At 62.3% G+C, this 13,877-nt stretch carries 11 protein-coding genes; 10 read left to right on the top strand and 1 reads right to left on the bottom strand.

Annotation, left to right across the window (positions count from 1 at the left end; all coding sequences use genetic code 11):
- The first annotated feature begins 34 nt into the window (after positions 1 to 34).
- The 3 genes from CAG33_RS25395 to CAG33_RS25385 all read left to right on the top strand — a co-directional run bounded on the left by CAG33_RS25395 (position 35) and on the right by CAG33_RS25385 (position 3,321).
- The gene (locus CAG33_RS25395) at positions 35 to 550 is read left to right on the top strand and encodes a transcriptional regulator (protein ID WP_085586576.1); all 516 of its coding nucleotides are present in this window, start codon (positions 35 to 37) and stop codon (positions 548 to 550) included.
- 372 nt (positions 551 to 922) lie between these two features.
- Positions 923 to 2,449 (top strand): NAD(P)/FAD-dependent oxidoreductase, encoded by a 1,527-nt coding sequence (locus CAG33_RS25390; protein WP_085640979.1) that lies wholly within the window; start codon positions 923 to 925, stop codon positions 2,447 to 2,449.
- Entirely contained in the window at positions 2,446 to 3,321 is an 876-nt protein-coding gene (locus CAG33_RS25385; protein WP_085586572.1) for an alpha/beta fold hydrolase, read from the top strand. Before CAG33_RS25390 ends, CAG33_RS25385 begins: the two co-directional genes overlap by 4 nt.
- 282 nt (positions 3,322 to 3,603) lie before the next feature.
- Here the strand turns inward: CAG33_RS25385 and CAG33_RS25380 are convergent, their stop codons facing one another.
- Positions 3,604 to 4,215, bottom strand: a complete 612-nt coding sequence (locus CAG33_RS25380; protein WP_085586570.1) for a TetR/AcrR family transcriptional regulator — start codon at positions 4,213 to 4,215, stop codon at positions 3,604 to 3,606.
- Positions 4,216 to 4,616: 401 nt separating this feature from the next.
- Here CAG33_RS25380 and CAG33_RS25375 point away from each other — a divergent pair, with 401 nt between their 5' ends.
- The 7 genes from CAG33_RS25375 (at position 4,617) to CAG33_RS25350 (ending at position 13,876) form a co-directional block, all read left to right on the top strand.
- Positions 4,617 to 5,504, top strand: coding sequence for a phytanoyl-CoA dioxygenase family protein (locus CAG33_RS25375; RefSeq protein WP_085640977.1), 888 nt, complete (start codon positions 4,617 to 4,619; stop codon positions 5,502 to 5,504).
- Positions 5,505 to 5,628: 124 nt separating this feature from the next.
- Complete coding sequence (locus CAG33_RS25370; protein ID WP_085640975.1) at positions 5,629 to 6,999, top strand: FAD-binding oxidoreductase; 1,371 nt, start codon at positions 5,629 to 5,631, stop codon at positions 6,997 to 6,999.
- Between the two features lie 48 nt (positions 7,000 to 7,047).
- A complete protein-coding gene (locus CAG33_RS25365; RefSeq protein ID WP_085633753.1) occupies positions 7,048 to 7,710 on the top strand; it encodes a hypothetical protein in 663 nt (220 codons plus the stop codon).
- A gap of 81 nt (positions 7,711 to 7,791) precedes the next feature.
- Complete coding sequence (locus tag CAG33_RS28610; RefSeq protein ID WP_170930071.1) at positions 7,792 to 7,938, top strand: hypothetical protein; 147 nt, start codon at positions 7,792 to 7,794, stop codon at positions 7,936 to 7,938.
- Between the two features lie 423 nt (positions 7,939 to 8,361).
- Positions 8,362 to 9,783, top strand: a complete 1,422-nt coding sequence (locus CAG33_RS25360) for a DUF1329 domain-containing protein (protein ID WP_085633751.1) — start codon at positions 8,362 to 8,364, stop codon at positions 9,781 to 9,783.
- Positions 9,784 to 9,809: 26 nt separating this feature from the next.
- On the top strand, positions 9,810 to 11,453 hold the full coding sequence (locus CAG33_RS25355; protein WP_368665201.1) for a DUF1302 domain-containing protein: 1,644 nt from the start codon (positions 9,810 to 9,812) through the stop codon (positions 11,451 to 11,453).
- A gap of 8 nt (positions 11,454 to 11,461) precedes the next feature.
- Positions 11,462 to 13,876 (top strand): RND family transporter, encoded by a 2,415-nt coding sequence (locus CAG33_RS25350; protein WP_085640973.1) that lies wholly within the window; start codon positions 11,462 to 11,464, stop codon positions 13,874 to 13,876.
- Position 13,877 lies beyond the last annotated feature (1 nt).

Genomic DNA, 13,877 nt, shown 5'->3' with positions numbered 1-13,877 from the left:
GAATTTTTTTGGTTAACGCAACAGGAGTCAACTGATGTCCAGGCACCTCATTTTTGCCGCTTTATTCGCTGTCGGCTGCGCGTATGCCGCACCGGCCCAGGAACCCTTGCCTTCGGTGGACCAGGTGATGAGCGAAAACAAGGAGAAGATCAACAACCAGATCGAAACCCTGAACTACAAGCGCAAGCGCATGGTGGAGGCCAACATGGCGCTCGACGGCGCGCAGGCCGAAACCTTCTGGCCGATCTACACCCGCTACCGCAACGAAACGGATGGCCTGAACCGCGACACGTTCCAGCTGCTGCTTGAGTATGCGCGGGCCTACGGCTCCGGCGCGGTCACCGATGAGGATGCGGCGAAGATGATCAAGGTCTACAAGACCCTGCACGTCAAACGGCAGATGCTCCTGAACCGCTACATCGATGAGGTGGCCGAGAAGATGTCCCCGGTGACCGCCATGCGCTTCCTGCAGATCGAAGAGCAGCTGGATGCGGCGGACATGCTGGAAACCGGGCAACGCATCCCGTTGGTGGGCAAGGCCAAGATGTGACGGCCGCTGCATGAGGCCACGGGCCGGCGGTTCAGCCTGGCGCGTGGTCTGCTTTTCCTCGCGATACTTCCTCGAAACACCTCCTCAATGTCTCTCTCGATGCTCGCTCGCGGCGTGATGCCGCAGGCGGGCCGTTGTCTGCTGATCGGCTACAGTCCTCAAGACTCTTCATTGCTCCCCCTGAAACACGAAGTTTGACGCGAGCGCACAGAGGGGGAAGTTGCGGGGCTGCTTGTTTGTTGTGCAGATTGCACCAAATCAGTCGGATCGTGGTGCATTTTGTACCTTGTTGCATGGCGACAGCGCGACTTACCATGATCGCATGATCAAATCACATGATCAGGTCTCTATAACACAACAACAGGAGGCGACATGTCTTCTCACGCAGTTCTTCCCACCGAGCCGCTGGATGTCCTGATCATGGGCGCTGGCGTGTCCGGCATCGGCGCCGCGGCTTATCTGCGACGCAACCAGCCGGGCAAGGCCTTTGCGATTCTTGAGTCTCGTGAGCGAGCGGGGGGAACGTGGGATTTGTTTCGCTACCCTGGCATCCGTTCCGACTCGGACCTGTTCACCTTCGGTTTCGATTTCAAGCCCTGGACCAAAGACAAATCCCTGGCGGACGCCAAGGACATCCTCGAGTACCTGAGCGAGACGGTCGACGAGTACGGGCTGGAGCCCTACATCCAGTACCAGCAGAAGGTCGTGTCGGCCAACTGGCAGAGCGAAAAAGGCCTGTGGGCGGTTCAGGTCGAGGACGGTCACCTGGGCGTCACCCGTACGGTTGAGTGCCGCTGGCTGTTCGGCGCCGGCGGCTATTACCGCTACGACCAAGGCTTCAGCCCGCGCTTCGAGGGCGCGGAGCAGTTCAAGGGCCAGATCGTTCACCCGCAGCACTGGCCGGAAGACCTGGACTACACCGGCAAGCACGTGGTCGTGATCGGCAGCGGCGCCACGGCGGTGACGCTGATTCCGGCCATGGCGGACAAGGTGGCCAGCATCACCATGCTGCAGCGCACGCCGTCCTACATCATCAATCAGCCGGCCAAGGATGCCGTGGCCGCGTTCCTGCGCAAAGTGCTGCCGGCGCAGACCGCCTATTCGTTGACCCGCTGGAAGAACGCCAAAATCACATTGGGCTTCTGGGGTTTCTGCCAGCGTTTCCCGAAACTCGCCCGCAAGCTGCTCCTTTGGCTGACCCGTCAGGAACTGCCGAAAGACTATCCGGTGGACGTGCACTTCAACCCGCCGTACGACCCTTGGGACCAGCGGCTGTGTTCGGTGCCGGAAGGGGATCTGTTCAAGGCCATCAGCGCGGGCAAGGCGTCCGTGGAGACCGACCACATTCAGCGGTTCACCGAGTCGGGCGTGCTGCTCAAGTCCGGAAAGGAACTGAAGGCTGACATCATCGTCACGGCCACCGGGCTCAACGTGCAGCTCTTCGGCGGCATCACCCTGCACAAGGACGGCCAGCCGGTGACCCTGAGCCAGACCCTGGCCTACAAAGGCATGATGCTGTCCGGCGTTCCGAACTTCGCCTTCGCGGTGGGCTACACCAACTCGTCCTGGACGTTGAAGGTGTGCCTGTTGTGCGACCACTTCTGCCGTCTGCTGGGTTTCATGGACGAGCAGGGCCACACCGTCTGCGAGCCCCAGGCGCCTGAAGGGATCGAGACCCGTCCGCTGCTGGACTTCGGTGCCGGCTACGTGCAGCGCGCCCTGGACGGCATGCCGCGCCAAGGCCCGTGCGAGCCGTGGGTGATGTCGATGGACTACTTCCGCGACGTCAAACTGCTGCGTCGCGGGACGGTGGCCGAAGACTGCCTCAAGTTCACCTCGGCACCTGCTGTCCGCCGGCAGGAAACCGTCGGCCTGGAGCCTGTGAGTGAAGGTCGATGAGCAAAGACAACTTCTGTGAATTGGCGGGCAAAGGACGTCTCTGTTACCGCAGCTACGGGGCTGAAGCCGACCCTGCCGTGATCCTGGTGGTGGGCCTGGGGCTGCAACTGACCTACTGGCCCCAGGCGATCATCGCCGGCCTGGTCGGCCAGGGCCTGCGCGTCATCACCCTGGACAACCGTGATTCGGGCCGGTCCTTCTTCACCGATGCGACGCCGCCGACGGTCTTGCAGCAGTTTTTCCGCAAGGCCACTGACGGCTACGACCTGGGCCACATGGCGGATGACGTGATCGGGCTGATGGACAGCCTGCAACTGGAGGCGGCGCACGTGGTGGGGATGTCCATGGGCGGCATGATCGCCCAGACCCTGGCGGCGCGTTACCCGCAGCGGGTCATCACCCTGACCTCGATTTTTTCCACCACCGGATCGCTCCGCGTGGGGCAGCCGGCACTCAAGGCGCTGATGAAGCTGCTGCGTCGCCCGCCCAGGAACCAGACGGAAAGCGTACGGGACTATGTGGACATCATGCGCGTCATCGGCTCCACGCTGGAGTGGAGCGAAGACAGCTTGCGCAGTTATGCCGCGCAAGCCTGGGGTCGGGGAGGGGATGAGCTGAACAATGTGGGAACCGCCAGGCAGATCGGCGCCATCATCAACTCGGGTGACCGCACCCATGAACTGAAGCAAATAAGGTGCAGCACACTGGTCATTCACGGGGACAAGGATCTGATGGTCGCCACCAGCGGAGGGTTCGCCACCGCCGACGCCATCCCCGGATCGAAGTTGGTTCTTCTGCCGGGCATGGGGCATGACTTTCCCAACTCGCTGAACGACACGCTACTTTCGCTATTGGCAGGGCATATGCTGTAAGCAGCATTTGTCTCATTTAGGGGAGTGCAGTTTTCTCCCCTCTTTTTACATGTTCAGGTTTGAACTTTTTATTTCTGCTTCGCCTGCCTCATTTCAAATGACGCGTTCGAGTTGTCATTATTTTTGCGCACTCGTTTTATAACTTTCTCACCGACTTGAAGTTGCCTGCTCTCTATTGCGCCGGCGTTATGTTTATTTCTCGACAACGCTGTTGAGCGGGCAGGGGACAGACGCAATCGGAAACTTGAAAAGTTCTGAGCGTCAGGGTCCCGCGCCGGCTTCTTATGACGTTCTGGCTGCTTCGGGAGCCTTTTCGAAAGTCGCCACCAACAGCTTCAATGCCTGACAGGCCGCGTCGGTGTCCGTCTTCAGACGCTCCGCGTCGCTGTGGGCGGACCAAGCGACCAGCAGCCCGTCGAGCAGATTGATCAGCAAACGGCTGACGGTGACCAACGCGGTTTTGTCCAGCCCCGCGCCCACGACCTTTTCGATGGCCTGCTCTGTCGCCCGGCCGGCATCGGCATAGATCTGGGTCGCCATGGCCGGATTGTTGCGCAACGACCAGGTGAAAAGCTCGGACTGCGCAATGGCCAGATCAGGGTGGGTCATGAACCAGTCGACCGCCTGGCGCAGCATTTCCCCCACGGCTTCGGCGGCGGTGGCGCCCGTCGGAATCTGCTCCAAGGCCTGTTGCGGCGTGTTGATCAGCGACTCGTACACCGCATAGAACAGCTCATCCTTGGTGTGGAAAGTGTAGTGCAACGACGCCAGCGGAGACTCGGCCTCTGCGGCGATCCGGCGAGTCGTCGCGTTGGCGGCGCCGTACTTCGCGATCACCTTCACGGTGGCGTCGATGAAATCTTGTCTGCGCACTTCCGCGCCCATTCTGGCCATAGGCTCAGCCTCCTTTTCGGTGTTTCCGTCAGTAACCCGGTTCAGTGTCTGCGGGGATGGATGCTAACGCATGGCTGCGTCTCAATCCATGCGTGCTTGGGCAGGGATCAATGATTTCCTTTCCTGCCATGTGAGTGTTTCGTAAGTACCCGGCCTGAAGTGACACATCAAAGAGAACTCCGGAAAAAAGTGGGTAGGTTGGTATCGCTTATATCCAACTTACAGGGTTCAGGCATTCAACTTTCTCGGTTTTGCGCCTCCTCAAAGAATGGCATGTGTATTGCTTTAATCAAGCGACCTGATCAAATGATCATATCGAGCGATCAAAATTGTCCTTTATATAGCCAAGTCTGTGGAACGGCCTCTTTCTGACGTGAAATCCAATAGGCAGGAATTGATAAATGCAAACACTCCCACTCAAGACTTTAAGCAGCAGCGATTCTGTCGAGGCGGTGGTCGAAACCATTAAGCGTGACGGCGGCGTCATCATCTCCGATTTTGTTTCGCAGCAAACGCTGCAGGCCCTTAAAGAAGAACTCGACCGTTACCTGAACGCCACGCCTTGCGGTGTCGATCCCTACTTCGCGGGCACCCAGACCCGGCGTGTCGCGCGCATTTTCGAACGCAGCGACACCGCCATCGAGGTCGCGCTGAACCCGCTCTTCATCGAGACGGCCAGAAAAATCCTGCAGACCCCGACCCACGTATGGGTGGGCAGCGACCGCATCCCGATCGAACCCAACATCCAACTGAGCATGACCCAGGCGATCCAGATCGGATCGGGGCAAGGCTTGCAGCCTCTGCACCGCGACGATGCCACCTCGCTCTGGCGTCACCCGCAGTTCGGCCGCGAGGCCCGGTTGCAGATTATGGTGGCCATCACCGACTTCACCGAAGAGAACGGCGCAACGCGCGTCATCCCCGGCAGCCACACCTGGGACGACGAGCGCATGCCGACCCAGGAAGAAACCGTGGCGGCCGAGATGAAGGCCGGTTCCGCACTGTTGTGGATGGGCTCGGTGTACCACGGCGGCGGGGCCAACACCACGGCGCAGCCACGCACCGGCCTGACCATGGCCTACGACCTGGCCTTCTTGCGGCTGGAAGAAAACCATTTTCTGTCGATCCCGATCGAACGCGTCCGGCAACTGCCCAGCGAGCTGCAACGCCTGCTGGGCTGGAGCGCCAGCAGCACGCTGCTCGGCTGGGTGGAAATCGACGGGCAGATGCGGGACCCACAAGAACTGCTTGCCCTGGAGTCCTTCTCCGAGGTCGGGAAAGGCATCTAAGCCCCCACAGAAAGGCCCTGCCGGCAACACGGTCAGCCCGCTGACCGAACGGCGACGACACGCTCCCTTTGGGCGGCGCGTGCCGTCGTGCCCGATGGGATGGATGCACAGAGGAGCGAAACAGATGAATGCCTCAAACAACGCGATCGGCAACAGCGGTGCCGGACCGCTGAAATTTCGCAGCCTGGGCGGCTGGGTGGAGCGCCCGACCGACCTGCAACCGGAACTGATCGGCGACGAACAGGCCGATGTGATCGTGGTCGGCGGCGGTTTCGCCGGGATGTCGACAGCGCTCGAACTGAATGCGGCCGGCGCCAAGGTCATTGTCCTGGAACAGGAGTTCGCCGGGTTCGGCGCCAGCGGACGCAACGCCGGCTATCTGCTCGGCAGCATGGGCATCGAGTTTGACCTCTTCGTCAAACGCGTCGGACTGGAAAGGGCCCGGCAGTTCGTCCGGCTCTACGACGACGGGGTGATCTATGTGGAAAGGCGCTTGACGGAGCTGGGCATCGACTGCGACTACAACCCCTCCGGCGTCATCCGCGCAGCGGTCCATCCTTCCCAGGAAAAGCGCCTGCGCGCCAACATGAAGCTGGGGCATGAGTTGGGTTCGGTGACGCGCTTCATCGACCCGGCGGAAATGCGTGCCCGTGAAATCCCGCCGGCCTTCCTGTTCGGGAGCGGGCAATGCGGCGGCACCCTGAACCCCGGCAAGTACATCTCCGGCCTGCGCCGCGCGGCGCTCGCCGCCGGCGTGAAACTGTACGAACGCACGCCGTTGCTGTCCTTCAGCGAAGGACCGTCCATCACCTGCAAGACCCCGTCGGGCAGCGCGACCGCACCGGTCATGGTGCTGACGACCAACGCCTACACCCCCCAGTTGGGGCTGCTGCGCAACAAGGTGGCGCCGATCCGGGTGTCGGCGATCGAAACCCAGCGACTCTCGCCGGAGCAATTGGCGTCCCTGGGCTGGAAGAACCGGGAAGGGCTGATCACCCCGCACTTCACCATGGAGAGCCACCGCCTGACCGCCCACGACACGATGGTGCTGACCACCAAACAGCTGGGCTACGCCTACGGTTCCAAGACCCCCAATGTGCCGGACGACAGCGCTTATGCCGCGTTGGTGCGCGGGCTGCGCGAGCGCTTTCCCACCTTGCAGGGCCTCGGCATCCAGCATTGCTGGAGCGGCTACATCAGCGCGGCCTACGACGCGTTGCCCGTGGTCGGCACGACCGGCGAGAAACACAACATCTTCTATGCGGCGGGCTGCTCCGGCCACGGCCTGGCCTCGCAATCGGTGATGGGCTCGTACCTCGCCGCACGGATCAACGGCACGAATCCCTCGCACCTGACGGCGCTGGAGCACAAGACGCCTTCGATGCTGCCCGAGCCGTTCCAGTGGTGCGCGTTGAAGACGGCGTTTGCGGCGGCCAAATGGATGGATGAACGAACCAACCGCAAAGTCCGCGAGGACAGCGCCCGCAAGCGCTGAAAACCCTGGCGCAGGTAAGGCGCCACAACACTATAAGAGGCTGTCATTGTGGAACTGATCGATGCGTGCGCACTGGTCTCGTGCATTGTCCTGGTGATTTCCGGGCTGTGCTACGGGGTGGGATTCATCAGAAAAGGAAATTACCTGCTAGGGCTGGAGTTCCTGATCGTGGGCATCTCTGCCACGAACTTCACCACTTACATCGCCACGGGCTGGAAAGGCAATTACGAGGTCGCGCTGTTTCTCGACGCCTTTTCGCGGGGCGTCGGCGTGCCGATCATCGCCACGCTGGGGTTGATGGCCGTCACCCATGGTTACAAGCCATCCCGGGCGAAAGACATCCTGCTGTTCGTCGGCGGATTTGCCGCGACCTTTTTCTACTACCTGTCCGACTTCACCAAAGGGGCGCTTCCTTACTTCTACGTGGTGATGTGGTCTCTCTACACCGTGTACCTGTGCTACTTCACGTGGCGGCTGGTGCGCGCAGGCGCCGGCTTCCATGCGCTGGCGACCGCGCTGGGCGGGGTGGCGGGGCTGACCATCGCGCTCAGGTATGACTTCTTCCCCATCGCCGGGGATGACACCAAGTTGGTGTTCATGACCCTCGCTTTCCTGACCTGGTCCTACTCGATCGTGCAGTCGTATTACGCCTACGGCGCCTTGGAGCGAACCCGCAAAGTGGCTTCCCGCTCGCTGCTGGGCGCCAGGTAAGGCTCAAGCCTCGCGATGAGGCGGATGTGTAGGACAGCAATCAAGTTCAAACAATAACAAGGTTGATTCTGGAGGTTTGCCATGCGTCGTTTCGGATTCGCTTGCTTTGGCGTCGCCCTGACCCTGAGCACCATCTACGTACTGAAAACAGAGTTTGTGAGGCTGTCACCCATGCCGCCGACCAAACATCCGATCGTCAGCATGAGCGATCTCTTCAAGCATATGTGAAGCGGGCAGGACAGCCCGACCCGATTCGAATTGCCGACGCGCGCCGACACAGAAGGTTCTACGCCGGTGCAAAAGGGATCGGGGCGCCCCGTGGCGGGGCAGCGCGAGGCGGAACACCGGGTGCGTACGGAGTGGGGCCTGAAATGGCCCTTGGGGCCCGAAGGGTCGAGTGAATCTTCGTAACAGGTGTTTCCATATTTTACAGAGCAGTGCGGGCCGTCGACGCACACAAATTCACAGCCAACCCATAACCCATTGATACGCCGGCGAAAAATCCAAATCCCCGGATTTTGGCATATGGCTTGCTTTTCTGATCTTCGGACTTGATCAAATGATCATGTCAGGTGATCTACCCATGAGGCATCCAGCTTTTCTTGCATTTGGCGGTCGAGCCGCCGGTTAAAGCCCCCTGAGGATCTTGCAATGAATGACGTAGTTGAACATCCAAAAGGCGCAGTCTTTCCCCGTCATGCCATCCGGCAACTGATCGTGGGGATCGCTGCAGCGACGGTGGTGTTTTCGGCCCAGGCCGAGAGCGTGGAGCCCGCCATGCTGGGGACGAAGCTGACCCCCTTGGGCGGTGAGGTCGCCGCCAGCAAAAGCGGAGACATTCCGGCCTGGACGCAGCCGGGGCCCCAGGGCGCGGGATGGAGTTACGGGCAGGTTCGTGGCGACTTCTGGAAGTTCAAGGGCGACAAGCCCCTGTACAGCATCGACTCGAACAACGTCGCCCAATACGCCGCCAAGCTGTCTCCCGGCCAGCTTGAGCTGTTCAAGAAGATTCCCGGCTACCGCATGGATGTCTACCAGACCCGCCGCACCTGCGGCGCGCCGGACTTCGTGGCCGAGAACACCAAGCAGAACATCGGCTTCGCCAAGCTTGACGCCGCGGGGCTCGCCCTCGAAGAAGCCCATGTGCCCGGCATTCCGTTTCCTGCCCCCAAGAACGGCGCCGAGGTGATGTGGAACATGAAGATGCGTTACCGCGGCGTCGGCGTCGAAATCCCGCGCAGCGTTTCCGGGATCTCGCCGCGCAAGGGCGGGGAGTGGTCACGCCAGTCGGTGGACATATTCTTCTTCACGCCGTGGGGCAAGAAGGGCAGTGCGCTGTTCTCGTCGGTCGGGCGCCTGGAGAACGCCACCTTCTTCAACTACCTGGAGCCGGCGGCGCTGGCCGGTCAGGCCGCGGTGCAGACCGCCGTCGCCGGCGAACAGGCCACCACCTTCTACTACTTCCCCGGCCAACGCCGTGTGCGGCGCATGCCGTCGTACTCCTACGACGCGCCGCAGATCGGCCTCGACAACCAGTACACCGTCGATGAAGGGAACGTGTTCTTCGGCACCATGGACCGCTTCGACTGGAAGCTGGTCGGCAAGCAGGAGCTGCTGGTGCCCTACAACATGTTCGGCGCCTACGACACCGCCGCCAAAGTGGAAGCCTTCGCCGGCAACGACTCGGTGGCGCCGCAGGCACGCCGCTATGAGCTGCACCGCGTTTGGGTCGTCGAAGCCAACGTGCGCCAGGGCATGCGCCACCAGGCGCCGAAGCGTCTGTTCTACATCGACGAGGACAGCTGGAACGCGGTGATGGCCGTCGACTACGACAAGCAAGGGCAGATCTGGAAAGTGCGCGAAGGGCTCTCCACGCCCGTGTACGAAACCGGCACCTGCGATGTGGAAGCCCAGATCCAGTACAACCTGGTGGACGGCCGCTACCTCTTCGACATGACCACGGTCGGCGCGGGCAAGAGCGACATCCGCTGGCTCACCGAGGACAACGCCAGCCCGCGCCTGAAAAGGGATTTCTTCACCTCCGATAACCTGCGAGCCATCAGCGAACGCTAACGAACGTCGTCAGATCGAGAGCCAGCATGAAAAAAACAATTACGAAAGCTTCAGGCCTTGTCATCGCGTGCGCCACCCCATTTGCAATGGGCTTCACGTTTGAAACCGAAACGATCCGCGGCTCGTTCGACTCCACGATCACCGCAGGCATGGGCCTGCGCACGGAGTCGCGCGCCTGCAACCTGATCAACCAGGGCGTCACCGGGCACAACGCGCCCTCGGGCTGCCTGGCACAGAGCTCGGGTGTCGCCGACCAGGGCGACCTGAACTACGACCGCGGCGACCTGTTCACCAACTACCTCAAAGGCACGCACGAGCTGCTGCTCAAAATGCCCAACGACGTCAGCTTCTTGGCGCGCGGCAGCTGGATCCGCGACTTCGCCGCCACCGACACCACCGGCACCCAGTCCTTCAACACCCCCGCGAGCGTCGGCAGCGACGGCCTCAGCGACTCTGCCCACGACGACCTCGCGTTCAAGGCCCGACTGCTCGACCTGTGGGTGAGCAAGGGCTTCGACGTGGGCGAACAGCGCGTCCGGGCGCGCCTGGGCAACCAGGTGATCAACTGGGGCGAAAGCCTGTTCGTGGCCGGCGGCATCAACAACACCAACGCCTACGACTACCAGGCCCTGGCGCGCCCCGGCGTCCAGCTCAAGGAGGCCGTGCTGCCGGCGCCGATGCTCAGCGTCGCTTCCGGCCTGGGCTCGGGGCTCAACATCGAGACCTACTACCAGTTCGGCTGGAACAAGAGCGAATTGCCGCCGGTGGGCAGCTACTGGTCCACGAGCAACGGCCCGGGCAAGGGCATGGGCGATTACGGGTTCTCCGACAAGAAGGCCCGCGACAGCGGCCAGTGGGGCCTTTCGCTGCGCTGGCAGCCGGAGGACAGCGACATCAACTACGGCCTGTACGTGATGCGCTACCACGACAAGTTGCCGACTTTGAGCGTGGCGCTCGATCCGAACACCTTCGCCGTGGCACCCACCTGGGAGTACCAGGAAGACCGCATGATGTACGGCGTCAGCGCGAACATGCCGATCGGCGACTGGGCGGTCGGCACTGAGCTGTCGTACCGGCCCAAGGATGCGGTGATGCTCAATCCGGTCGTCGACCTGTGCGCGAACAACGGCGGCAAATGCTGGAAGGACGAAAAGAAATTCCAGTGGCACCTGACCGGCCTGTACAGCTTCACGCCGTCCAACTCGCCGACGCTGCTGGACTTCACCGGGGCCAGCACCGGCACCTTGCTGTCGGAACTGGTGGTCATCAAGTACCCGGGGCTGCATGACGAGGTCAACGGCGAGCCGCTCGCGCCCGGCCTGAACACGTGGCAACTGGATCCGGCGATCCCGCCCAAGGCCCACGGCAACAAGACGTCCTCGGGCATCAACCTGGACATGAGCCTGACCTACGACGGTACGTTGCTGCCGGGCTGGCAAGTCACGCCGGGGATCTTCTACTCGCGCTCGCTGGGGGGACGCACGCCGAACCTCACCGCCACCTTCACGGAAGACGCCAGCAGCATGAACCTGTACCTCAACTTCGTGCGCAACCCGGCCAGTTGGCAGGTGAACCTCAACTACGCGAAGTTCATGGGCGGCGACACGCCTTACGACCAGCTCTACCGTGACCGAGATTATGTCGGCATCGCGATCTCCCGCTCATTGTGAGGCCTGCCGTGAATGGTTCTGTGAAATTGACTGAAGCAAGGACGCGCGGCCTGCTGCCGCGCGTCGAGGGCGTCCTGTTCGGGCATCGCCGGCTGGTGCTGGCGAGCCTGGCCGTCTTCACCCTGATCATGGCGTGGTTCGCCGTGCAGCTGCGCATGGATGCCGGCTTCGAAAAGCAACTGCCCATCGGCCACGAATACATCAAGACCTTCGAGGCCTACCGCAACGACCTGATGGGCGCGAACCGCCTGACCATCGTGGTCAAGGCCCGCCACGGCGCGATCTGGAGCGCGCCGGGCCTCAAGCGGCTCTACGACGTCACCCAGGCGATCACCTTCCTGCCCGGCGTGTCCCGCAGCAGCGTGCGTTCGCTGTGGACGCCCAATGCCTTCGTCAACGAGATCACCGAAGAGGGCTTCCGGGCCGACCCGTTGGTGCCGGGGACGGTGACGCCCGAACGTCTGGACGATGAAATCATCGCGACCATCGCCAACTCCAGCGCCCAGGGTGGCTTCATCGGCACCCTGGTCTCGCGGGATCAGAGCAGTGCGATGATCACCGCAGAGCTCAATGAGTTCGACGCCAACGGCGCCCACCTGGACTACGTCGCGTTCAACCACGCGCTGGAGAAGGAAGTCCGGCAGCGCTTCGAGGACGGCGATTTCGAGATCCAGATGATCGGCTTCGCCAAGCAGATCGGCGACATCGCCGACGGCGCTTCGGCGGTGCTGGAGTTCTGCCTGCTGGCGTTGCTGCTGACGGCGGCTGCGGTCTACTGGTACTGCCACTCGCTGCGCTTCACCTTGCTCGCCTTGGTGTGCTCCCTGGCGTCGCTGGTGTGGCAGTTCGGCAGCCTGCGCCTGTTGGGCTACGGCCTCGATCCGCTGGCGGTGCTGGTGCCGTTCCTGGTCTTCGCCATCGGGGTGTCCCATGGCGTGCAGCAGATCAACTTCATCGTGCGTGAGATCGCCGTCGGCAAGAGCGCCGAGCAGGCGGCGCGCTCAAGCTTCACCGGGCTGCTGGTGCCCGGCACTTTGGCGCTGGTGACGGCGCTGGTGTCCTTCGTGACGTTGCTGCTGATCCCGATTCCCATGGTGCGGGAGCTGGCGATCACCGCGTCGCTCGGTGTGGCCTACAAGATCGTCACCAACCTGGTGATGCTGCCGTTGGTGGCGTCCTTGCTCAAGGTGGACGACAAGTACGCTGCCGCGCAGGAAGTCTCCCGCCAGCGCCGCACCCGCTGGCTGCACGGCCTGAGCCGGCTCGCCGAGCGGCGCAACGCACAGTGGGTGCTGGGCGTGGCCTTGGCGGTCTTCGTGGTGGCGATCTGGCAAAGCCATGACCGGGTCGTCGGCACACTGCAGGCCGGCGCCCCGGAGTTGCGCGAAGACTCGCGCTTCAACCGCGACGCCGTGTCCATCGCCAGCAACTACGACATCGGCCTGGACTGGCTCAGCGTGGTGTTCGAGGCCAACCGCGACAGCACCGGCGAAGACAGCCAGGCCGCCTGCGAGAACGTCGCGGTGGGGCAGTACCAGGACCGTTTCGTCTGGGCCATGCAGGGCGTGCCCGGGGTTTTGTCCGTCGCGTCGTTCTCGTCCACCATGCGCCAGTTCAACGAGGGCTACAACGAAGGCAACCCGAAGATGGGCGCGGTGCCCATCGACCCGATGAACTACGCCGCACTGGCCACCGAGGTCGCGCGCACGCCCGGATTGATGCGCTCCGATTGCAGCATGTCGGCGGTGCACCTGTACTTGGCCGATCACAAGGCCACCACGATCAACCGGGTGGTGGACGCGGCCAAGGCTTTCCGCAGCGAAAACCCGTCGCCCGACGTCACGGTGCGCCTCGCTTCCGGCAACGCCGGCGTGCTGGCCGCCATCAACGAAGAGGTGGAGAAGAGCGAAACCCCGATGCTGCTGTACGTCTACGCCGCCATTGCGTTGCTGGTGTTCGTCGTCTACCGCGACTGGCGGGCGGTGCTGGTCTGCTGCCTGCCGCTGACCATCGGCACCTTCATCGGCTACTGGTTCATGAAGGAACTGCAGATCGGCCTGACCATCGCCACCTTGCCGGTGATGGTGTTGGCGGTGGGCATCGGCGTCGATTACGCGTTCTACATCTACAACCGCCTGCAACTGCACCAGGCTTTTGGCCAGCCCATCACCAAAGCCGTGGAGCATGCGTTGCTGGAAGTCGGCATGGCGACCATCTTCACCGCCATCACCCTGGCGATCGGCGTCGCCACCTGGGCGTTCTCCGACCTCAAGTTCCAGGCCGACATGGGCAAGCTGCTGGCGTTCATGTTCATCGTCAACATGGTCATGGCCATGACCGTGCTGCCGGCCTTTGCGGTCTGGCTGGAACGGGTTTTCCCGCGCAGGCGCCCCGTGCGCATGATCGGCGCGCTGATGCATTGAG

It is taken from the genome of Pseudomonas sp. B3(2017) (assembly GCF_002113595.1).
Classification (GTDB): domain Bacteria; phylum Pseudomonadota; class Gammaproteobacteria; order Pseudomonadales; family Pseudomonadaceae; genus Aquipseudomonas; species Aquipseudomonas ekonensis.
This window is presented reverse-complemented; position numbering and strand designations above follow the sequence as displayed.